Here is a 21870-nt window from a genome sequence, read left to right as displayed (position 1 = left end):
AAAATGCATCGTCAACAATTCACATCCGAATCCGTCACCGAGGGGCACCCGGACAAGGTTTGCGATCGAATATCGGACACCATCCTCGACGCAATGCTCGAGCAGGACCCCTCTTCCCGCGTGGCGATCGAAACGATGGCGACCACCGGCCTCATCCACGTCGCCGGCGAGGTGACCACCTCCTCCTACGTCGAGATCCCGCGCCTGGTCAGGCAGACGATCCGCGACATCGGCTACACGTCGTCTGACATCGGCTTCGACGGCGCCTCGTGCGGCGTGACGCTTTCGATCGGCCAGCAGTCCGCCGACATTTCCGAGGGCGTCACAACGTCCTTGGAAATCCGGGAGGGGATGCGCTCCGACGACGCCTTCGACCGCCAGGGCGCCGGAGACCAGGGGCTCATGTTCGGGTATGCCAGCAACGAGACGAGCGAGCTCATGCCCGCGCCCATCGCCTTCGCCCACCGCCTGGCCGAGCGCCTGGCGAAGGTCCGCAAGGAAGGAATCGTGCCCGGCCTGCGCCCGGACGGCAAAACCCAGGCGACGATCGGCTACGAAGGCCTGCGGCCGGTCAGCCTCGAGGCGGTTGTCATTTCAACGCAACACGACGAGGGCGTCGAACGGCCTTGGCTGCACGAGGCCATGAGGGAGCACGTCCTCGACCATGTGCTCCAGACCCAGGGCCTCGATCTGGACGTCTCCGATCTTCGCCTGTTCGTCAACCCGTCCGGCAAGTTCGTCGTCGGCGGACCGATGGGCGACGCCGGGCTGACCGGCCGCAAGATCATCGTCGACACCTACGGCGGAATGGCCCGCCACGGGGGAGGGGCCTTTTCGGGGAAGGACCCCTCGAAGGTCGATCGGTCGGCCGCCTACGCCGCGAGATGGGCGGCGAAGAACGTCGTGGCCTCCGGGCTGGCGGAGCGCTGCGAGCTTCAGGTCGCCTACGCGATCGGCCGCGCCCGTCCGGTCTCCGTGCGCGTCGACACCTTCGGCACGGAGACGGCGCCGGTGGAGCGGATTGAGTCGGCGGTGGCCAAGGTCTTCGACTTGCGGCCCGCCGCGATCATCGAGGAGCTCGAGCTCAAACGCCCGATATATGCGGCGACGTCGGCCTACGGGCATTTTGGGCGTGAGGGCTTCTCCTGGGAGCGGACGGATCGCGTCGACGAGCTTCTGCGCGCCGTCTGACCCCGAAGCGGAGCGAACTTGTGCGCTCAGCCAGGCCGCTGTCGAAGCCATACGCATCCAGGCGCCGCATGGACGTCCGCTTGACCCGCATTCGAAGCTCGCCGCTCGCCTCCTACGAAAAGCGTCGGAGGCTCTTGGTTTAATGGACGCATGGACATGACGCTTCCGGGTCTGGGCGAGCTTCCCGCGGCCGAAGAGCAGGCGGGACTGCTCGATGTCGCGCGCGCCGAGCGGGAAGTCGTCGGCGAGGTGCGGTCCCCGGTCGCACACGTCCACGTGCTGTTGCGCCAGCCGCATCTCGACAAGGTCTTCGACTACCTCGTCCCCGCGTCGATGGACTCGTCGGCGGTCGTCGGGGCGCGAGTCGTCGTCGACGTCGGCGCGCATCGGGCGAGCGGCTTCATCGTCGGCCGGGATTCGACCTCTGAGGCCGCGGGGAGGCTGCGCCCGCTGCGCAGGGTCGTCTCCGCCCTCCCCGTCCTCACTCCCGAAGTGTACGGGCTGTGCGTCGACGCGGCCGCCCGGTGCGCGGGGTCCGCGGCAGACCTGCTGTCCCTGGCCGTTCCCGAACGCCACGCGCGCGCGGAAAAGGCCCACCTAGCCGCCCACGGCGGCGACATCCGGGCCGATCGGCTCGCCGTCGAGTCTTACGAGGCCGCCGTCGGCAGCCCGTGGCGCGCCTACCTCGGCGGCCCGGCGTTCCTCAGGCGCGTCGCCGCGGGCCAAGGTCCGAGTGCCGTGTGCTGCGAGCTCCCCGGAAGCGATGCGGTTGCCATGCTCGCCGACGCCGCGTCGGCCGCCCGCGCGTCGGGGCGCGGCTGCCTTGTCGTTGCCCCCACGAGGCGCGAGGCCTCCCGCATCGCCGAGGGGGTCGCCGCCGCCACAGGCGAGAGCGTCGCCCTCGTCGTCGCCGACGAGCCGCACGAGAGCCGGTATGCCGCATTCCTTCGGATCCTCACCGGAATCGACCGCGTCGTCGTGGGAACCCGCTCGGCCGTGTGGGCGCCCGTGGGCGACTTGGGCCTGGTCGCGGTGCTTGACGACGCCTCCCCGAACCTGCGCGAACAGCACGCCCCCTACGTGAGGGCGGGCGAGGCTCTCGCGATGCGCGCGGCCCGGGAGGGCGCGGCTTTCCTTTCCCTGTCGGGGTGCGTTTCGCTTTCGGCCCAGGCGATGATCGAACGGGGCGAGGCGGCTCTCGTGCGCGGCGCGCCGACCGCGCTGCGCGCAAGCCTTCCGCGAGTGAGCGCGGCCGAGCAATGGGAGCGCGACGGCGCTTCATGGTCGCGGCTGCCGGAGTCGGCCTTCGCGCTCGTCAGGCACGGCCTTGACGAGGGGCCGGTTCTCGTCGTCGTTCCCAGAGCCGGATACATCCCGCTGACGGCGTGCGCCTCCTGCAGGGAAATCGCGCGGTGCGAAACGTGCGGCGGAAGTCTCGGCCTTGACTTCGGCGAGCCGGGGCCGCGCTGCCGCAGATGCGGACTGTCAGCCGCCCGGTGGCGCTGCCCCGAATGCGGGGGAGGCCGCATTCGCGCGGTCCGCCTCGGCTCTCACCGCACCGCCGAAGAAATAGGCAAGGCCTTTCCCGGAACGGGAATCGTCATGTCCGGTTCGCAGGCCAGCGAAGGCATCGTCGATTCGGTCTCCCGCAAGCCCCGAATCGTCGTCGCCACGCCCGGATCCGAGCCTGCGGCGCAGGGCGGGTACCGGGCGGCCCTCGTCCTCGATTCCCGGTTCCTCAGGGGAGACGGGCCGGGCTCGGAAATCGAGTTCGTCCGCAGAGCGTGCCGCATCGTTGCGCGCGTCCGCCCGGCGCGCGAAGGCGGGCACGTGATGTTCGCCGGAGGAATCGACCCCGTTTTCCTCAGGATGCTCAATACGTGGGGGCAGCCCGATTTCGCTGCAGGCCTGTATGCGCAGAGGCGAGAGCTCAAGCTTCCGCCCTCGGCCTTCTGGCTCGCCGTGACGGGGGAATCCAGGTCGGTGCGCACCTACCTGGGAGTCCTGCGTTCGTCGCTTTTCGCGGCGGAGGCTTCGGAGGCGGAAACTGCCGAGCGCCACGCCGACGCCGCCTCGGACGCGCACTCGCGCGACCCCCTGTTGGCCGGCGGCATCATTCGTTTGGCTTCTGGATACGAGCTCTTGGGCCCCGTTCCGTCCGCCCGGCCGCGAAATGACGCAAGGCGGAACGAAGGCATGCGAAACTCTTCTATTCGGAACGAAGGCGTGCGGGCCGAGGCCGGAAACGGCGCCGCTGCCCGAGGCGGCGCGGGGCAAAACGGTGTCGGCCAAAATGCGTCCGGACGGAGCGAAACCGGGCGCAGCAGCGTCGCACGGACAGACGAAGTCACGGTCTACGTCCGGTGCGCCCACGCTTTGGGGCCCTCCCTCGCCGCGCACGCGAGGGCCGCACACCGCGAGTACACGGCCAAGCAGCTTGGCCCGTCCCTGCGTCTGGAAGTCGATCCAGACGTCTGATCCACGCCTCGCGGGCAGACCGCGAACGCGGAGGGCGCCTCGCATCGCGCGGATGCCTTCTCCAGCGCCGATACGGCCGCCTGCTGCTCCGTCGCGAGCGGGCACGGCGACATGTTGTCGAAGCCGTCGCCCTTCGCGTCGCCTACACTGAACGGGTGAGAATTCTCTTCGCCGGAACGCCGCAGGCCTCTGTGCCGTCGCTGCAACGCCTCCTCGACGCCGGACACGACGTCCTCGCCGTCCTCACTCGCGCCCCCGCCCCGGCTGGGCGGCGCCGCAAACTCGTCCGGTCGGCCGTGCACGAGGAGGCAGACGCCAGAGGAATCCCCGTTTACACGCCGACGAGCCTCAAAAAGGACGAAGACGTCCGGCGCGCGATCGAGGAGCTCGCGCCCGAGGCGGCGGCGGTGGTCGCCTACGGCCTTCTCATTCCCCCTGCGCTTTTGGAGATTCCGCGCTTCGGCTGGATCAATCTGCATTTTTCGCTCCTTCCGCAGTGGCGAGGCGCCGCGCCCGTCCAGTACGCGATCGCGGCCGGCCAGGAAACGACCGGCGCCTCGACCTTCAGACTCGAAGCGGGCCTGGACACGGGCCCGGTTTTCGGCTCCGTCGTCGAGAAAGTGGGGGAGCGCGAAACGGCGGGCGAACTCCTCGAGCGCCTCTCGCATTCGGGGGCCGGTCTTCTGGTCGAAACCTTCGAGCGGCTCGGCCGGGGCGCCGAGCCCGTCCCGCAAAGCGGAGAGCCCTCCTATGCGCCGAGCATTTCGACGGCGGACGCCCGCGTGGACTGGAACCTCGACGCCGTCACGATCGATCGGCGCAGCCGCGCGCACACGCCGGCCCCCGGGCCGTGGACGACGCTCGGGGGAACGCGGATCAAGCTCGGGCCGCTGGCGGCGCGCCCCGACGTCGTCGATCTGCAGCCGGGGCAAATCAGACCCGGCAAGCCGCCGCTGGCGGGAACCGGGGCGGGCGCCGTCGAGCTGAGCGGCGTGGCCCCGGCGGGAAAGAAACCGATGGATGCGAGCGCGTGGCTTCGAGGGGCGCGTCTGGCCCCGGAGACGCGATTCGACGCGGAAGGCGAGTGACGAGTGAACGAGCAACCTCATGCGGACAGGGACAGCCGCAGAATCGAAGGCCCCGGCCGCGCCGACGACGGAGACGACGCGCGCGGCGACCGCAACACACGTGAGAGACACAGCGTCGGCGACAGACGCGGCGGCCGCCGCGACCGCAGGCCCGAAGGCTGGCATCCCGGGCGGCAGGAAGCCAACGCTGCCAGGCTCGTCGCCTTCGAGGTCCTCAGAGCGGTCGACGAGGACGACGCGTACGCCAACCTCGTCCTTCCCGTCGAAATCGCCCGCGCCGGCCTGAACAAGCTCGACGCCGCCTACGCCACGAATCTGTGCTACGGCACCCTCCGCATGCGCGGCAGGTGGGACGCGATCATCAGCCGCTGCGCAAAAGGGCGCAGGATCTACGACATCGACCCGCCGGTCCTCGACCTGCTGAGGATGGGATGCGAGCAGCTGCTCGCAATGGAGACTCCGCCGCACGCGGCCATCCACGAAACGGTGGTCATCGCCCGCAATTTCTTCGGCCAGGGCACGGGAGGATTCGTCAACGCCGTCTTGCGCCGCATCAGCGAAAAGGCCGGCCAATGGCCAGAGATCGTCCGATCGTCCACCGCTTCGCACACGGAGTTCCTCTCCCTTTGGCACTCGCATCCCAGGTGGATCGTCGAGGCGCTTGAGGAGTCGCTCGAAGCCTCCGGGCGCAGCAGGGACGACGTCGAATCGGTTCTCGCCGCACACAACGCCCCCGCGAAGGTCGCACTGGCCGCCCGTGCAATCAGCCCCGAGGCCCTGGCCGAGCGCGTCGAGGCGGCGAAGATGGAGGCGTTCCCCGGCTGCCTCATGCCGAGCGCGGTGTTGCTCGGCCGCGGCGATCCGCACCGGCTGTACCCCGTGCGCGACGGGCTCGCGGGAGTCCAAGACGAGGGGAGCCAGCTTATCGCCGCGCTGTTCGCCGCCGCGCCCATTGAGGGCAAAGACGAGCTGTGGCTCGACATGTGCGCCGGCCCGGGCGGCGCGCTCGTGTATTCGACGTGCTCGCCGGTGCTCGCCGAGACGCGCGACGTCGTCCGCGATTTCCTCGCGTCCCACGGGCACGCGAGGCTCCTTGACGCCGGAGAGGTTGCAAATCGCGTCGCGATCCGCGACGTTTCGGCGCGCGACGGCATGGTGCAGCTGTGGGCGGACACGGACTGCACGGACGGAATGTTCGTCGCGCTCATCGCGAAGGAGCCTGACGCCGAGCCCTCGGCTGCCGCAAAGGAAACGGCGGAAGAAAAATCCGCGGAGGCAGGCAATGCCGGGGGCCCCGTCGGCGACTAGCTGCGCGTCTGTGAAGTCGCCACGAGTTCGCGAACGTCCCGAAAGGCGCAAAGCGTCCGCGAACGTCCCGAGGAATCCGCGCATGTCCCGAAGGGTGCGGGGCGTTCACGGAGACGCCGAAAAGTGCGAGGCGCCCGCAAAGGGCGCGAGGCGGCGGCCGATTCGACGACAAGCTAAACTTGCTCCATGAGCGTTGTCATTTCACCGTCGATTCTCAACTGCGATTTCGGGCACCTCGCCGATGAGCTTGCCAAAATCTCGAATGCGGATTTCGCGCACGTGGACATCATGGACAATCACTTCGTCCCGAATCTCGCCCTCGGCCTGCCGTTGGCCGAGGCGGCCGTAAAATCCAGCCCGATCCCCGTCGACGCCCATCTCATGATCGAGGACCCTGACCGCTGGGCGCCCGTCTACGCCGAGCTCGGGTGCGAGTCCGTCACCTTCCACGCCGAAGCGGCCCAGGCGCCGATCCGCCTCGCCCGCGAGATTCGGGCGATGGGCAGGCGCGCAGGCCTGGCGTTGCGCCCCGCAACTGGAATCGAGCCCTACCTGGACATCCTCGGCGAATTCGACATGATCCTGGTCATGACGGTGGAACCCGGCTTCGGAGGCCAGTCCTTCATCGAGGAGATGATGCCGAAGGTTTCGCGCACGCGCCGAGCCATCGAGGCGGCGGGCTTGGACGTGTGGATCCAGGTCGACGGCGGAGTCTCCCGCTCGACGATCGAAAAGGCGGCCGAAGCGGGAGCTAACAACTTCGTCGCGGGATCGGCCGTCTACAAGGCCGACGACGCCGCGGCGGAGGTCGATTTTTTGCGTTCCTTGGCGTCCAAGCACTGCTGCTGAGCCCGAGCTGTGTCCCCGGTAACAGCCAAAACCTTACTTTCTTGTAATATCAATCTGCCGAAAGCCATTCGAAGAAGGCTGTCGGGGCGAGGCCGTCTGAAAGGCGGCCTCGTAAAAGATTGAGCCGCGGCGCGGGCATGCAATCGATCGCTTCCGCGACGTGAGACATAGGGGAAACCATGCCAGACGAGATGGTTCGGCAAGCGCAGAAGTGGCTGAACACGACTTATAAGAATCGACCGGGCTTCGGCAGCGTGTCGGAGGACGGGCAAACCGGGTGGGAGACCATCCATGGCCTGATCCGGGCGTTGCAGATTGAGCTGGGCATCACCGAGACGGCGAACAATTTCGGTGCGGGCACGCAGACGCGTTTCACTGCGCGGTGGCCGCAGGGAATCAAGGAGCAGGATCCCGGAGATACATCCACATCTAACGTGTATGCGATCATCCAGTGTGCTCTGTGGTGCAAAGGCTATTCCACCGGATCAAATATCACCACGCATTTCTATGGCGGCACCGGCAGTGCGATCAAAGATTTGAAAACCGACATTGGCATTGGCGGGGACTCCACCGTCACGGTTGGAATCATGAAGGCGTTGCTGACGATGGACCAGTTCGTATTACTCTTTCGCCGTGGCGGACGTGTGGCTGTTCGCAAGGTCCAACAGAAGCTGAACCGTGACTACGGCGATTATGTGGGGATTGTTCCCACTGATGGAGTGTACGGGCGGGAAATGAACAAGGCCCTCATACAGGTGCTGCAGGCCATTGAGGGATTCACTCCGGCCGAAGCGACCGGAAACTTCGGCGCAGGAACTCGTTCCCGCCTGAAAGTCATAACTGCCTCGAATGCCAGATTGCACCCCACTTGGGTGTGGTTCGCTTCGGTAATGCTCACGTGCAATGGGTATCCCGCTTCTGTGAGCAGCGAATGGTCCGAGGCAACTGAGCATCTTGAGAAGTTCCAGCGCGAGTACGCCCTTCCGGTGAGCGGAAAGGTTGATCGAACCACATGGATGAGTCTGCTTACGTCGAAAGGCGACCCGGACCGCCCGTGCGTGGCCTGTGACACTCGATTTGAAATCACCGATGAGTTTCTCGCAAAACTCAAGTCCGACGGGTACAAGATCGTGGGGCGTTATCTGACTGAACCGGGCCAGGACCAGAAGAAGCCTGAAGATTACTTCAAAGCAATCCGCCCAGGCGAGCTCGAGCGGATTGTCAAGGGAGGCATGAAGTTCTTCCCGATTTTCCAGGAGAACTCGCGTCAGCTATCCGATTTCACTCCTGAGAACGGCGCGCGCCACGCTCGTGAAGCCCAGTCTGCTGCCCAGAGGCTCGGCGTACCACCTACAATCATTTATTTTGCTGTCGATATGGACGTTTATGAGTATCAAATCGATCAGGTCGTAGATCCCTATTTTAAGGCAATCAAGGCGAATCTAGGAGGAGGTTACAGCGTAGGTATCTATGCATCGCGCAATACTTGTACAAGAATCACAAAAAATGGACATGCTATCTCTAGCTTTGTCTCCGATATGTCTTATGGATTCTCGGGCAACCTAGGTTATCCGATTCCGACCAACTGGAACTATGACCAGTTTACAGAGATTAGTGGCTACGGCGGAAGATAGGATCTCGACAAAGTCGCACACTCGGGACGAGTCCCCGCATGTGATGTCATCCTTTCATCAACTTCTCCTTCGCCATATCCCGATAAGGATCCGACTTCACCCGATCAAGATCCGCTATTGAAATGGGCGAAGACAACAGAACAAGAGTGTTTGTCGGGAATGGGGGGTCTTTTCAATCCGGTGAAGCCTTATCGAGGCTTTACAGGCGAGTTCATCCTTGAGTGGCTAAGAAAACCTGAATACTGGGGAGGTTCTTATACTGGCCTATGGCGGCTATACACCCCCGAACTCCCTACGCCTTCTGAACTTGCGGCTGCACGCGCATTGTGTGACAACGTTTGCAGTAAGCAACCGGTCATTAAAGGAACGCTGCCTCGCCGCGATATTGCTCACATGGCCGCTACGACGCTTGGGTGTTTGACATGGGGTATTGAGGAAAGACACGGAGACTACGGCTTGGGAGATTTAGGAGGCTGGCCTTTGGACCTGCTACAAATGTGGGGTTTTTACAGAAAAGAAACAAAGAGCACAAACTTGACTTCGTGGCTGCATGCTAACCTAGGAACTGTCAGCGGCGGTAAAGGGTTTGGCTACGGCGACGTGCTAGCCGACGCTGATGCGTGGCTCATTGCGCGGCATATGAAGAGGCACTCGTCTGATACCTCTCTGACTGACGCAATGAGCAACGTATTTGCTCGAAGCGAGATCCATCGTATTGCCTATTTTTATCGCGAACGTTTCAATGCTGATACTGATAACGTTGTCGCGGTCTTTAAGAAAGTGGCTGACGGCATTGACGCATGGGGATTTGAGAACATTCCCTTCAGCGAAGACAAACTTCTAAATGCTTGTGGCGCGGATCGTCTCCCTTCTGCTTCTGAGGCTGAAGCGCTTGCGCGCGCATATGCCGCTTTCCTATCAAATCCTCGTCGATGACATAATATCCTAGGATCGGTCCCCAATAAGAAGGGCAACACTGGGCCAATGTGGCTGAAAGGAGAGCGAATGATGACCGCTTCTCACGATCTCGATGATTTCAAGACTGAAGAGGAGTCGTCAGCAAACTCAATACGCTACCGCAAGATATCGGCGATCAGACGCACTCTGTGGTGGCTTGGCCTACTCCTTCTTTCACCGGCGCCTGCCGCATTTATCACCGAAGACGGCGTATATTTATTTTTTCGGAGTTTTCCATGTCAAATGCATGTTGAATCTACTGCAGATCCGCAACTTTTGCCAACGCTTATAGAGAAACGTATTGTCATTACTCTCTCTCTTGGATTTCTTTGCTGGATCATGTGCGTAGCTTTGAGTCTATTTTCTCCGCAGTCAGGCGTTTTGTCACGGAAGCAACGTTCCAAACGAATCTTGAAACAAATATTTATAACGATAATCTCGTTCATTTTTCTATTTACTTCTAGCTACATATATATTATTTAATATCGGTATTGACTTATATTATCATCCAATTCCTGTGTGAAGGGCACTATCGGGAAAGAGCTCCACTTGCGAAAGTAGTTCGCAACAACGTTCCTGCGTTTGCAGTTTGATCCCCGGGCAGAAGCAAACTGGCACGAAAGGTTCACCCCGATCTCGCTCTTCTCGCGAGAAGAGCGAGATCGGGAAAACGCGATACCGTCTATGGCCAAGTCAGAAAGGATAGCTTCCGGCACTTTCGATGCTGACGTCCTCAAAGCAGTTTCTGTGGTGGTTTCGAGAACGATCCCCTCCCTCCATCAGCTTCCTTTAGCTCGCAGCGGGACTGATCTAAGTAGACGATTTCTTTAGGTCAGCTCCATCTACTTGGTCCGAGTTCGCTATCCTGAGCTGCGCTGACTTTCGTCTGTTGAAGGCTCGAATTGTGAGTCCGGCGACGTATACCCATGTGGGGTAGCCGTAGACAGGATGAAAGCGTGTGAGAAGGCTGCACCAGCAAACGCACGTCGTCGCTTATACAGATCAGCACTCATGATGTCCTCTTCTGGTTCCTCTGCCCGGTGTAGCCTTCCAGATTTTCTCATAGTCAGCAGGTCCATAGAAGAGATAGATCGGTGGAAGAGACAGATCGAATCTCTAAAGCAAGGCCGACCAGGTTGTTTGCTTGTGATTACGGCTGCCCACGAAGGTGTCGACAGGAAGAATGCCGCGCGACTACGGCGACACGCGGGTTATCCGGAAAGCGCGCACCCCAAACAAATGAATCGCCAAACCAATTACCTGTACATCTGGATGCCCGATTCACATCTAGATGCCCGCAGACACTCGATAGGCTCTACAAGGTGCCGCGCCGCTCCATGCGAATTGTCTGCATGTCCTTTGCCTCTCCGATCTCGCCAGTGGGGACGAAACCTTTCTTGCGACAGAAGGCGACACGCTTCGGCGTCGTCGGGCGACGCGGGACGAACGGAGAACGCGGATCGTTCCATGGGCGCCACGATACCAGTCGGCGTCTCGACACCGTTCCGTGCAGAGGCGTTGGACGGCGCCGCGGTGCTGGCTTCCGGCGTCCGCCGAACCGCATCAGTTCGCCGCCGACGCGTTCCGCCGGATCCTCGAAAAGGCAACGAGGCACACTGCGGCGACGGCGAGGATCGCTGCGCAGCAGAACATCAGCGGGCGAAAGGCGAAGGCGCGCGCAAGAAGCGGGCCGAGGCTGGCCCCGATGAAAAGAACAAGCCCGTTGATCGCCATTCCGCTGGCCCTGTGGGGCGCGCTCACCTCGCCGAAAAGCGTGATCATGGCGGGAACGGCCAGAGCGATTCCCGTGACGAACACGAGGCTCGCCGCCGTGAGGGCGACGACGTTGGAAGAAGCCGCCGCCTCCAGAACGAGCCCACCCGCAGCCAAGAGGAACCCGGCGCGAGCCAGTCCGGAGACGCCGCGCCTGCGGGCAAGCGGGCCGGCGGCCAGCGCGGCGAACATGCACGGAAGCCCGCACAGGCGAATCCACATGAGTGCTGAGTCGGAAAGCCCGAGCGAGGCCGCGTGCGCCCCGAGCGCCGTGTACATCGCGATGAAGCACATGAGAAGCGTGACGTGTGCGGCGCACAAGGCCAGCATCGCGGGCAGGCAGATCAATCTGCCGATCTGCCGGAACTGGCGGCCCAGACCCAGGCCGGGCGCGCGCGCAGGCTCTCGCACGAGAAAGAAGATCGCTGCCCCGCACAGCGCCAGCACCGCGGCGCTGATAAGGAACGCCGAGGCCCAACCTGCCCAGTTTGCGAGGGCCTGCGGGACAACCTGCCCCACGATTCCCGCCACCAAGAAAGCCGTGGAAATCGCCCCTATGGACAAGGCGCGGCGTCGAGGCTCGACCGCTTCGGCAATGTAGGCGAGGGCGACGGGGGCGAAACTCGACGTCGTGATTCCTTGCAGCCCGCGCAAAACCGCGAGCGCGGGAACGGACTGGGCCGCCGCGCACCCGGCCGTTGCCAGCGTGAGCAGAATCATCCCGGCGAGCATCGTTCGACGTCGCCCGAAATGGTCGGCGAGAGGGCCCCACAGGACGAATCCCAACGCGTACGTCGCGCTGAAGCAGGTTGACAGGGCGAATACGGCGTCGCCTCCGAGCGACGCACCGGCGGGGCCGGCCAACGGGATCGCCGCGTAAAGCTGAGAGACGGCGACGAGGGCGGTGAACACGAGCAGGCCGACGGTTCCTGCGCCCGCCGGGAACTCCGCGACGGCTCCGCTTGCCTGACTTGCTTGACGCGGCTCGCCCGCCGTGGAAACGATGCGCCGATCGGCGACGTCGGTGGCGAATGGGTATTCATCAGACGCGGGTGCTGAAAAGCGCCGATCGTCCTTCGCGTTGGATTGCCCGCAGGGCTCGGCGGCTGGAAGGCGATTGGAACTGTTTGGGGGAAACGGGTTTGGGGGAGACGGGCGGTCGAATGAAGGCGACACGGGAAACCTCTTTTCCAACGAGAACGTTGGAGATTACCGTAGTACTCTTGACTCCGGAAAGCAACGTTCACGTTGGAGATGGTGTGTGACGCCACGCCAAACGCTCGAATCGGAGGCGCGAGGCCAGGCACACAGATTGGCCCGGTCGCATGCCGAAAACTCGGGCGGCTGCGTCCGAGCGTCGAACGTGCAGCGCCGAACACGTGGATTGGCTCGGCCGCACGCCGAACGCGGAACATGGGACGCCGCGACGCCGAGCTTTCGACGGCGTGAAGCCGCGAACGTGGCGCCTCGAGCGGGGCGACCCGCCTGGAAAGGAATGGACCGACATGGCCTGGGACACCGAGGGAACGAAAAGAAAGATACTTCTGGCGGCCGTCGATGAATTCGCGGCCCACGGGCCCGACGGGACGACGATCGAGCGGATCGCCAAGGCCGCCGGGGTCAACAAGGAGCGCGTTTACAACTATTTCGGGGCCAAACGCGAGCTTTTCGCCTACGTGCTGCGAGAGGAAATGGCGAAAGTCGCACGCGCCGTCCCCATAGGGCCGTTCGCCGTCGACGACGTCGGGGACTACGCCGGGCGCGTTTACGACTACCATCGCGAGCATCCTCAGCTCAATCGGCTGCTTCTGTGGGAAGGCCTCGTCTTGGGCGCGGACGTCCCGAGCGACGACGACCGCCTGGCTCGGTATCGCGAGAAGACGTCGGCCGTCGCCGAAGGCCAGGGGAGCGGGCATGTGACGGAGGCGATCGACGCCGACCACCTGGCCTTCCTCATTCTCTCCCTCGCGGGGTGGTGGTCGGCCGTCCCGCAGGTAGCCGAGATGGTCTCCAGACCGATCGACGAAAACGAGCATCGGCGCAGGAGGGCGTCGGTGGTGGAGGCCGCCAGACGCCTGGCGGCGCCCGACGGCCCCGGGCGTCCGCGCGGCTGAGGCAGCTGCGGATGCCCGGCCTGCGTCCGATTTGCGTTTGGAGCCCTTCAGCGCGGCGAAGCGCGCCAGACGGCCGCCTTTGCTCCCGACGGCCTCGAACTTGCGTTTGCCAGCGGATGTGGCATAATCGCTACGAACACAAACGTGCTCCGGGGTCAGTGAAAGTCTGAACCGGCGGTGACAGTCCGCGACCCGCGCAAGCGGTTGACAGGGTGGAATTCCCTGACCGACGGTCAAAGTCCGGATGGGAGGCGCACGGCTGTCTGCGACGTCGTCCAGGCTTCGCAGGCCGCGCTCATCCCTGCCCCGGAATGGACCGGAAGGCAAGGGATGAGGAAGAAGAAAGCGGTGGCGCCGGCGGTGCTCGGCCTGCTGCTCCTGCTGGCATGGGACGCAGCCGTGCGCTTCGGCGCCGTCGACGCCAATTTCCTTCCCGCCCCCGTCGAGGTCGCCAAGCGCGCCTGCGAAGGGCTTCGCGACGGATACCTCGCCTCCGCCGCGTGGGCCACCCTCAAAGAGGCGCTGCTCGGCGCATCTCTGGCCGCAGCCGTCGGCGTCCCCCTCGGGTACGCCCTGGCCAGGTGGCGCGCCTTCGCCCGCACCGTCCAGCCGTACATCGGCGCCTCGCAGGCCATTCCCTCCGTAGCCGTCGCGCCGTTGCTGACGATCTGGATCGGGTACGGCACGGTTTCGATCACCGTCCTCTGCGCGATCATGGTGGTCTTCCCGATGATCGTCACGACCGCGGCAGGCATTTCCAGGGTCGACGCCGACGTGCTCGGCGCGGCCAGGCTTGACGGAGCCCACGGCCTGAGGCTGGCCCGCAGCGTCGAGCTCCCCATGGCTGCCCCTTCGATCCTGGCGGGATTGCGCACGGGATTCACGCTGAGCTTCACGGGCGCCGTCGTCGGCGAAATGGTGACCGGGGGAGACGGCCTGGGGCTCACCCTTACGTCGGCGCAGCATTCGGCGGACGTGACGGGGATGTTCGCCGCGATCGCGCTCCTGGCTGCGTGCGCAATGTGCGTCTACACCCTTTTCGGCTTGCTTGAACGCCGCGCCGGAGCGCGCCTCGACGGGGAAGGCGCCGAACGATGAAACCGAGCGGGCCTTGCGGCGGAAGGCCGAGCGGGCCGGACGGCAAAGACCGAAAGCGGGCCTGACGGCGGAAGGCCGATTGGTCCGAATCTAAAAGACCGGATGGAAGGACAACCGATGATATCCACGAAAAGAATCCTCGCTTTTCTCGCCGCCGCACTTTTGTGCCTCGCGGGATGCGGCGGAAACGACAAGGCCTCCGAGGGCGGCAAAATCACGATCGGCCTGACCTACGTGCCGGACGTCCAATTCGCGCCCTTCTACGTGGCCGAAGACAAAGGCTACTTCAAGGACGAGGGAGTGAACGTCTCGCTGCGCCATCACGGCGCCCAAGAGTCGCTTTTCGGCGCGCTCGAGCAGGGGACCGAGGACGTCGTCGTCGCGGGCGGAGACGAAATGATGCAAAATCGCTCCAACGGCATCAAAGTCTACGACTGGGCCACGATGTATCAGACCTACCCGGTCAAGGTCATCGTCCCGCGCGATTCGTCCATCCGCTCCGCCGCAGACCTCAAAGGCAAGGCCATCGGGCTGCCGGGCAAGGCGGGGGAGAACTACTTCAGCCTGCAGGCCATGCTCAAGGCAAACGGCCTGACCGAGTCGGACGTGAAGATTCAGTTCATCGGGTACACGCAGACGGCCGCCTTGACCTCGGGGAAGGTCGACGCCGTCATCGGCTTCGTCAACTCCGACGCCGTCGCCATCGAAGCGCAGGGCGTCCCTGTTCGCACGATCGACCCCGTCGAGGGCGGAATCCCGCTCGTCGGCGCCGGCCTCGGCTCGCTCGACTCCTTCAAGGAGAAGGGGTCGAAGAAGGAACGCAAGATTCTCGCCGCCCTGACCAAGGCGGTCGCGTACATGCGCGCCCACCCCGAGGAGACGCTCGACATCGTGCGCAAACGCGTTCCCGCACTCGCCGACAAGAAGCAGCGCGCCACCGCGTCCAAAGTCCTTTCCGCCTCGATGAAGCTGTACGGAACCGGCAAATTCGGCGCGCAGGATTCCGCCAAATGGCAGAAGATGGCCGACTTCATGAAGGAAGCGGGCCTCCTGCGCAATCCGGTCGAGGTCTCTCAGGCCTACATCTCGCTCGACTGACGGACGGCGCCGAGGTCGCCGATCGCCGGGGCTGCGCAGCGAGAGCGCCGAAGCGGCCCGAACGCCGATTGAGCCGGCTCGAAGCGCAGGAGCTTCGCGCCGCCCGCCGGTCGTCGATACGACCCAGCTGTTTCGCTAGAATCCGGCGTCTTTCGATAAGATCGACGTGTTCGGCGCACGGCCGGACGGCGGGCGCGACGGCGCGTCCGCATACAGAAGGCGTCGCCGTCCGGTCACGCAGACGCGCGACGTCGGAAAGGACACCGTGTGAAGGCTTACATGTTTTACGGCCCCGGCGATCTGCGCCTGGAGGACATTGCCGTCGAGCACCCCGGCCCGGGCGAGATCGCCGTGGACATCAAGGCCGCCGCCACGTGCGGAACCGACCTGAAATCCTACCGGCGGGGGCATCCGACCCTTTTTCCCACGCTGCCCGCCCGCTTCGGACACGAGTTCTCCGGGATCGTCTCCGAGGTGGGCGAAGGCGTGGCCGACTTCGAGGTCGGCCAGAGGGTCGTCGCCGCCAACACCGCCCCGTGCGGCCACTGCTGGGCTTGCACCATCGGGCGCGAGTCGCTGTGCGAGAACCTTCAGTATCTCAACGGCGCCTTCGCCGAGCAGATCGTCGTCCCGCGGGCGATCGTCGAGCGCAACATGTATGCGATCCCCGACACCCTGGCCTTTGAGGCGGCCGCCCCGCTTGAGCCCCTGTCCACCGTGGTGCACGGGATGCACGAATCGGGAATCGCGCTCGGGGACACCGTCGTGGTCAACGGCGCCGGCCCAATCGGCCAGATGTATCTGAGGCTGGCGCAGCTGCGGGGAGCGACGGTCATCGTGGCCGACCGCTCACAAGGCCGCCTCGCCCAGGCCGAGGCCGCGGGGGCCTCCGCCGTCGTCGACCTGACCGGTTTGGAGGCGCCCGAGGAATGCGCGGCGGCGATCCGGCCGCTGACGCCCGGCGGCCGCGGCGCCGACGTCGCCATCGAGGCCGTCGGCCTGCCGAACGTGTGGGAACAGACCGTTCTGTGCCTGCGCCCCGGCGGAACGGCCGTGCTTTTCGGCGGAACTCCGAAGAACGCCCCGTTCCAAGTCAACTCCTCGGACATGCATTACAAGGAGTACACGCTCAAGGGCGTTTACCACCATCAGCCGCGCTTCGTTCAGATCGCGGTGGAGCTGCTCTCGTCCGGCAAGTTCGACGGGATGACCCTGTGCACCGAGGTCCGCCCGCTGGAGGCGCTCGTCGAAAGCCTGGAGGACATGGCCCGCGGAGTCGGATCGAAGTACATTCTCACGCCGTAACGGAGGACGCGGGCGGCGCAGGCGCGTGAAGCCACGGGTCGCGGCGCGTGGAGCGGCGCGACCCAAGGCGTGAAGCGATTCGTCATAGTGCGTCTGCCGCCGCGTAGCCGGCGACGCCGGCGGCGAGAAACGCGAGGGGGTCCTCGGCGAGGCCGCGCCCCACCGTCCGCAAAGGCACGGGAGAGGAGGCGAGAACCTCGTCCAGGCCGTCCGGCGGCACGTCGACCCGCTTGAGCCTTTCGCATTCGAAGAGGGAGTCGAGCTGGGAGGCCAAGAGCCGGCGGACGTCCGCCCCGACGAGGGAAGACAGCTTCCTCGCCTTCGGCTCGGCCGGCAAGTCCGAATCGTGCGACAGGTCGAAATCGGCCGGCGAACCAGGTTTGTCCGACGCGCTGAAATCGGCCGGCAAGTCCGAATCGGACGCTTCCGGCCCGTCAAGGACGGGGCACGGGCAGAGGGTCTCGACCAGAGCCACGCGGCTGAGCGCCGTGTGCGTGTGGTGGGAGAGGCCGAAATGGCGCCCGCGGGAATCGGCGTTCGACATGCGCAGCAGGGCGATCGGCACGCCGCCCAAGGCCGCGGCCGCGTTGAGCGCCTCGCCGACCTTCGTTCCCGAGAATCCCCATTTCGTCCCGGTTCCGAGGTTTCCAGGGCCCTGGGCGACGACGGCGAGGTCGGCCTTCCACACGATCCTCGCCGCAAGCAGCGCCGTGTGGACGTTGACGGCCTCCAGCTGGCCTCCGAACGCCTGGCCGCACGAAATGGTTCCCACGATGTCGCCGGATTCCCTCATCGCCGCCGCGGCGCGCGAGAACCAGGCCGGCAGTGCCGCGCCGTCGTCCATGACGTAGGCGATGCGCGCCCCCGGTCGGCGCGCGCGGACCGCGGCGACCGCCGCGGGGACGGCCGAGTGAAGATCGGCGACGAGAACCGGCATGCCCTCGATCGAATCGGCCTCTCGAAGGGCCTCGTGCCACTCGGACTCCTGCTCGTCGGCCCCCAGGGTCATGTATTGGAGCGGGGTGTAGCGGGCCTTGACAATGTGACCGGGCCCGGGCGGCGGATCCGGCGGCAAGTTGTCCGGCAGTGCCGCCACCATGAGATAGCCCCCCGTTCCCAGGCCCCTGACCGCCGCGGAGGCGGTGAGAACGGCTCGCTGGCCCGTCTCCGGACGGCCCACCAGCTGCGTGTAGGCGAGGGCCCGGGCCTCTTCGCCGTCGTCGAGGAGCACCTGGCATTCGACGCATCCGTCCCATGTCTTTCCGAGTGAGACTATCTCACCGTTTCGCCACATCATCACGCACCCAAGCCTACCCTTCGATTACCCTAGGCATGTGAGTCAGCAATCGGAGTACCACGCGGGTGAGCGCCAGCTTTCGCTGCTTGCCGCCCTCTCGCACCGGGGGCTCACCCGGGCGCAGGCCCGCCGGCGGATTCCCTCATACGCGGCCTACGCTTCGCGCGAGACCTTCCAGCGCGTCTTCGAACGCGACGTCGCCGCGCTGAGGGCAGCCGGGTACCCGATTGCCGTCGACGAAGGCGACGTCTACAGATACGACCGCACGGCCCCGATCATCGCGCCGATGTCCGCCCTTGACGTCGGCCTAGTGCGGTCCCTGCTCGTCGGCCTGGGCAAGGGCGGCGGGCTCGTGGGGGCGGCCCACTCGGGGATGGCGAAGATCTTGGCCACGGGCGAGGCGGACGGCTCGGCGCCGAAATACCTGCGAGCCTCGATTCCCTCCGGGGACGACGTCGTGCAGATCGCGCGGGCTCTCCAATACCGACGTCGGATCACCTTCGCGTACGAAGGGCGAGGGGCGGAGCCCGCGCGGTACCTGCTCGAGCCCCGGAGCCTCGCCCAGCATTTCGACGCCTTCTACGTCACCGGACAAGCCCGCTGCGTCGCGGGCAAGGCCCGCCCCGAAAGCTCGCCGGCCTGGTCGAAAAGGACCTTCCGGGTCAGCCGGATCGTGCCCGGTTCGCTTTCCGTCGACGGGCCGGCCGGCCAGCCGCCGTCCGCGGACGAGGAGGATGCTTTCGCTCCCGTGCGGGCCGTGTTGGCGGTGCGCCCCGGGGCCGCGGCGCCCCTCCTCGCTCAGGGACGCCCGATTTGCCCGCTGGCAAAGAAGGCTAATTCTGCGCCGGCGGGGGAAACGAGCCTCTCAAACACCGGGAAGGTCCCCGCTGCAAGCGACACGGACGGCCCGCCGGGCGCGATTCCCGCTACTGCGCGAAAAGGGGGCGAAATTGCGGCTCCCGCCGGGTGGGACGTCGTCGAAATAGGTCCGGTCAACCGCCAGCGCATCTTCGAGGCGCTTCTCGCATACGGGAAAGACGTGCGCCTTTTGGGGGACGCCTCGCTGCTCGCCGAATGGCGGGCGCGGCTGGAACACCTTGCCGGGTTGGGGCAGCCGAGCCGTGAGCCCGGGCGCGAAGGTCTGAGACTGGAGGCCGAAGCATGAGGGCGGGCATGAGAACAGGCTGTGGCGCGGGACGAGGCACGAAACAGGCGGCCAAAGCATGGAAGGCGCACGAGAACGGCGGCCAAGGCATGGCAACGGGGGCCGCGGCGTGAGCGGAAAGGCAATAGTTCAAACGAACGCTCTGCTCGTCTTTCTCTCGTCCCCGGCCGGAGGGTCGGCGAGCCTTCGGGAGCTGTCCGAGCGTTTCGGGATCGAGGGGAAACGCGTGCTGCGCCTGCTGTGGGACGCGTCGCTGGTGGAGATCGAAGGGTACGGCCTGCCCTTCAACCTCGATCTTCCTCCGAATCCGGGCGAGGAAGACGCCGGAGAAGAGCCGACGACGCCCGATTCCTACGTCTCCTTTTCCGATTCGGGGGAGCTCGACGTTCCCGACCTCGCCTTGACTCTCGACGAGGTCATCGCGCTCGTGGCCGTCATCGACTCCGTCGCGGAGATCACGCCTTCGGGCGACGTGCGGGACGCCCTCGCGCATGTGCGCGCCACCCTGGTCGGAGCGGCCGAGGGCGCCGGCTTCGGCTCGGCCATGTGGGACGGGCCCGCCCCCGTCATCGGCGATGAAGCATTCGCCGCAGTCGAACGGGCCCTCGCCTCCAGAAGCTTCATCGAGTTCACCTACCACCGGCCCGGCCCCGACCTCGCCGAGTCCGTCACGCGGGTCGAAGCCTTTCCGGTCGAGATTCAGGCCGCTTACAACCCGCTGCTTCTCGCCGTCACATCGGCCGGGCCTCGTTCGTACCGCCTCGACAGGATCGGGGACGTCCGCGAGGGCCGCAAGGCCGGCAGGGCGGAGGCGGCGGCCGCCCGCGCGGCGGTCGACGACGAGGCGAAGTCTTGGAGCCCCGAGGGCCAGCGGGTAACCGTCACGGTGTGCCCTTCCGGGAGGTGGATCGGCGAAGCTCTGCCAGGTGCGAGCATGAGGCGGTCGGGCGGCCACGGCGGAGACTACGACGTGTCCTTTGCGTCGACGTCCGACGAATTCCTCGCCTCGCTTCTGGTCCAGCTGGGCACGGCCGTCCGCGCCGTCGAGCCACGGGAGACGGCCGTGCGGCTCGCGAAGCGCTTCCGAGGCCTGGCGGGGGCCGCATGAGCGGCGCCCGCCGTGCGAAAAACGGCCCGCGGAGCGCGAGGATCGGCCTGCTCGTCAACCCGACGAGCAGACGCGGGCTCGCAGAACGCGACGGCATACACGCAGCGCGCTGCCTGCGCGCCCTGGGCTTCGACGTCGTCGATCTGACCGCGGGATCCGCGGAGGAAGCCGCGCGCATGAGCTCAGCCGCCGTCGCCTCCGAGGGGCTCGACGCGCTCTTCGCCGTGGGCGGCGACGGAACCGTGGGCATAGCCGTCGACGCGCTGGCCGACTCCAAGATTCCGCTGGGAATCCTCGCCGTGGGGACCGGCAACGACGCGGCGCGGCATTTTGGGCTGCCCAGACGCGACGTCGACGCCGCCCTCGCGCTCGCCCTAGACGCGCTCGAATCGAAGCGCACGTTCGCCGCAGACGTCCTCGAGGTCGCCTCCGAAGCAGGGAGCAGGCGGGTGATGTCGGTCGTCTCCGCAGGACTGGACGCCGACGTCAATCGGCGGACGAACTCCTTCTCCTTCCCGCGCGGGGGAGCGCGCTATGCCAGGGGGATAGTTTCAGCCGTCGCAAACTTCGCGCCGTACGGCCTGCGCCTGGAGATCGACGGGCGCGCATGCTCGGCTCCGGCGACCCTCGTTTCGGTGGCCAACACCCGCTTTTTCGGCGCGGGCCTGCCGATCGCGCCGTCGGCCACGGCCGCGGACGGACTGGCCGACGTCGTCTTCGCCGCCGGGCTGAGCCGCCTGCAGATCATCGACCTCCTCCCTCGGCTGGCGCTGGGACGCCACCCGAGCCACCCTCTCGTCCATTGCGTTCGGGCGCGCCGCGTGCGCATCGCCTGCGAGCCGTGCACGGGCGCGCGGCCACCCGATCCCATGGCCGACGGCGATAGGCTGGGAACGCTCCCAATCGACATCACGTGCCTTCCAGGCGCGGTGGAGGTGCTCATATGAACGGCGCATTGGACCACGTCGACCATTTCGTCGAAGAATACGCGGCCCGCGGCATCGCCCTCGACGGCTTCCAAATCGACGCGTGCAAAGCCGTCGCGCGCAATCGCGACGTCCTCGTGTGCGCGCCCACCGGCTCGGGGAAGACGGTCGGGGCCCACTTCGCCGTCGAACTGGCCCTGGCCAAGGAGAAACGCTGCGTCTACACGGCGCCGATCAAGGCGCTGTCGAATCAGAAGTACTCCGAGCTCGTCGAACTTCACGGCGAGGAGTACGTCGGCCTGCTCACCGGCGACGTCTCCGTCAACCGCGACGCCGAGGTCCTCGTGGTCACCACGGAGGTGCTGCGCAACATGCTTTTCGCGGGTTCGCCCGACATCGACGACGTCGGATACGTCGTCCTCGACGAAGTCCACTATCACGCGGACGGGGAGCGCGGGCCGGTGTGGGCGGAGGTCAGCCT

17 protein-coding genes and 1 riboswitch are annotated in these 21870 nt (G+C 65.5%); of the genes, 15 read left to right on the top strand and 2 right to left on the bottom strand.

What is annotated here, in order from left to right; genetic code table 11:
- The first annotated feature begins 3 nt into the window (after positions 1–3).
- From metK to ACO48X_RS02865, 7 genes are all read left to right on the top strand, one after another.
- Positions 4–1191 carry a methionine adenosyltransferase gene (gene metK, locus ACO48X_RS02895; protein WP_485000366.1) on the top strand — a complete coding sequence of 396 codons (1188 nt, stop codon included), beginning with the start codon at positions 4–6 and terminating at the stop codon, positions 1189–1191.
- Between the two features lie 150 nt (positions 1192–1341).
- Positions 1342–3669, top strand: a complete 2328-nt coding sequence (locus tag ACO48X_RS02890) for a primosomal protein N' family DNA-binding protein (RefSeq protein WP_485000364.1) — start codon at positions 1342–1344, stop codon at positions 3667–3669.
- 155 nt (positions 3670–3824) lie between these two features.
- Positions 3825–4757: a methionyl-tRNA formyltransferase gene (fmt, locus tag ACO48X_RS02885; protein WP_485000362.1), complete on the top strand. Its 933-nt coding sequence runs from the start codon at positions 3825–3827 to the stop codon at positions 4755–4757.
- A gap of 3 nt (positions 4758–4760) precedes the next feature.
- Positions 4761–6065 carry a transcription antitermination factor NusB gene (locus ACO48X_RS02880; RefSeq protein WP_485000360.1) on the top strand — a complete coding sequence of 435 codons (1305 nt, stop codon included), beginning with the start codon at positions 4761–4763 and terminating at the stop codon, positions 6063–6065.
- Positions 6066–6251: 186 nt separating this feature from the next.
- The gene (rpe, locus tag ACO48X_RS02875; RefSeq protein WP_485000358.1) at positions 6252–6914 is read left to right on the top strand and encodes a ribulose-phosphate 3-epimerase; all 663 of its coding nucleotides are present in this window, start codon (positions 6252–6254) and stop codon (positions 6912–6914) included.
- A 179-nt stretch (positions 6915–7093) separates the two neighbouring features.
- A complete protein-coding gene (locus ACO48X_RS02870; protein ID WP_485000356.1) occupies positions 7094–8548 on the top strand; it encodes a glycoside hydrolase domain-containing protein in 1455 nt (484 codons plus the stop codon).
- Positions 8549–8665: 117 nt separating this feature from the next.
- Positions 8666–9484 (top strand): hypothetical protein, encoded by an 819-nt coding sequence (locus ACO48X_RS02865; protein ID WP_485000354.1) that lies wholly within the window; start codon positions 8666–8668, stop codon positions 9482–9484.
- Between the two features lie 1584 nt (positions 9485–11068).
- Here the strand turns inward: ACO48X_RS02865 and ACO48X_RS02860 are convergent.
- Positions 11069–12454, bottom strand: a complete 1386-nt coding sequence (locus tag ACO48X_RS02860) for an MFS transporter (RefSeq protein WP_485000352.1) — start codon at positions 12452–12454, stop codon at positions 11069–11071.
- Between the two features lie 329 nt (positions 12455–12783).
- Here ACO48X_RS02860 and ACO48X_RS02855 point away from each other — a divergent pair, with 329 nt between their 5' ends.
- The 4 genes from ACO48X_RS02855 to ACO48X_RS02840 all read left to right on the top strand — a co-directional run bounded on the left by ACO48X_RS02855 (position 12784) and on the right by ACO48X_RS02840 (position 16893).
- A complete protein-coding gene (locus tag ACO48X_RS02855) occupies positions 12784–13392 on the top strand; it encodes a TetR/AcrR family transcriptional regulator (protein WP_485000396.1) in 609 nt (202 codons plus the stop codon).
- 141 nt (positions 13393–13533) lie between these two features.
- Positions 13534–13652, top strand: a riboswitch (FMN riboswitch).
- Between the two features lie 70 nt (positions 13653–13722).
- Complete coding sequence (locus ACO48X_RS02850) at positions 13723–14490, top strand: ABC transporter permease (RefSeq protein ID WP_485000350.1); 768 nt, start codon at positions 13723–13725, stop codon at positions 14488–14490.
- Positions 14491–14607: 117 nt separating this feature from the next.
- Complete coding sequence (locus ACO48X_RS02845) at positions 14608–15588, top strand: ABC transporter substrate-binding protein (protein ID WP_485000348.1); 981 nt, start codon at positions 14608–14610, stop codon at positions 15586–15588.
- Positions 15589–15855: 267 nt separating this feature from the next.
- On the top strand, positions 15856–16893 hold the full coding sequence (locus ACO48X_RS02840; protein ID WP_485000346.1) for a zinc-dependent alcohol dehydrogenase: 1038 nt from the start codon (positions 15856–15858) through the stop codon (positions 16891–16893).
- 82 nt (positions 16894–16975) lie between these two features.
- Here the strand turns inward: ACO48X_RS02840 and ACO48X_RS02835 are convergent, their stop codons facing one another.
- The gene (locus tag ACO48X_RS02835) at positions 16976–18190 is read right to left on the bottom strand and encodes a DUF3866 family protein (RefSeq protein ID WP_485000344.1); all 1215 of its coding nucleotides are present in this window, start codon (positions 18188–18190) and stop codon (positions 16976–16978) included.
- A 37-nt stretch (positions 18191–18227) separates the two neighbouring features.
- On the opposite strand from ACO48X_RS02835, the gene ACO48X_RS02830 reads away from it, so the two are divergent.
- From ACO48X_RS02830 to ACO48X_RS02815, 4 genes are all read left to right on the top strand, one after another.
- A complete protein-coding gene (locus tag ACO48X_RS02830) occupies positions 18228–19355 on the top strand; it encodes a helix-turn-helix transcriptional regulator (RefSeq protein WP_485000342.1) in 1128 nt (375 codons plus the stop codon).
- Positions 19356–19464: 109 nt separating this feature from the next.
- Positions 19465–20463, top strand: a complete 999-nt coding sequence (locus ACO48X_RS02825; RefSeq protein WP_485000340.1) for a helix-turn-helix transcriptional regulator — start codon at positions 19465–19467, stop codon at positions 20461–20463.
- Entirely contained in the window at positions 20460–21410 is a 951-nt protein-coding gene (locus ACO48X_RS02820; protein WP_485000338.1) for a diacylglycerol/lipid kinase family protein, read from the top strand. Before ACO48X_RS02825 ends, ACO48X_RS02820 begins: the two co-directional genes overlap by 4 nt.
- On the top strand, positions 21407–21870 hold a 464-nt coding region (locus tag ACO48X_RS02815), incomplete at its 3' end, for a DEAD/DEAH box helicase (protein WP_485000336.1). The genes ACO48X_RS02820 and ACO48X_RS02815, both read left to right, overlap by 4 nt.

This window comes from Peptidiphaga sp., from assembly GCF_057238965.1.
The sequence above is the reverse complement of the archived record's forward strand: the minus strand, read 5'-3'. Positions and strand labels throughout refer to the sequence as shown.

Coding starts and splice junctions, on each gene's coding strand:
- metK (WP_485000366.1), top strand. CDS start 4: ATGCATCGTCAACAATTCACATCCGAATCCGTCACCGAGGGGCACCCG.
- ACO48X_RS02890 (WP_485000364.1), top strand. CDS start 1,342: ATGGACATGACGCTTCCGGGTCTGGGCGAGCTTCCCGCGGCCGAAGAG.
- rpe (WP_485000358.1), top strand. CDS start 6,252: ATGAGCGTTGTCATTTCACCGTCGATTCTCAACTGCGATTTCGGGCAC.
- ACO48X_RS02870 (WP_485000356.1), top strand. CDS start 7,094: ATGCCAGACGAGATGGTTCGGCAAGCGCAGAAGTGGCTGAACACGACT.
- ACO48X_RS02855 (WP_485000396.1), top strand. CDS start 12,784: ATGGCCTGGGACACCGAGGGAACGAAAAGAAAGATACTTCTGGCGGCC.
- ACO48X_RS02850 (WP_485000350.1), top strand. CDS start 13,723: ATGAGGAAGAAGAAAGCGGTGGCGCCGGCGGTGCTCGGCCTGCTGCTC.
- ACO48X_RS02845 (WP_485000348.1), top strand. CDS start 14,608: ATGATATCCACGAAAAGAATCCTCGCTTTTCTCGCCGCCGCACTTTTG.
- ACO48X_RS02835 (WP_485000344.1), bottom strand. CDS start 18,190: ATGATGTGGCGAAACGGTGAGATAGTCTCACTCGGAAAGACATGGGAC.
- ACO48X_RS02820 (WP_485000338.1), top strand. CDS start 20,460: ATGAGCGGCGCCCGCCGTGCGAAAAACGGCCCGCGGAGCGCGAGGATC.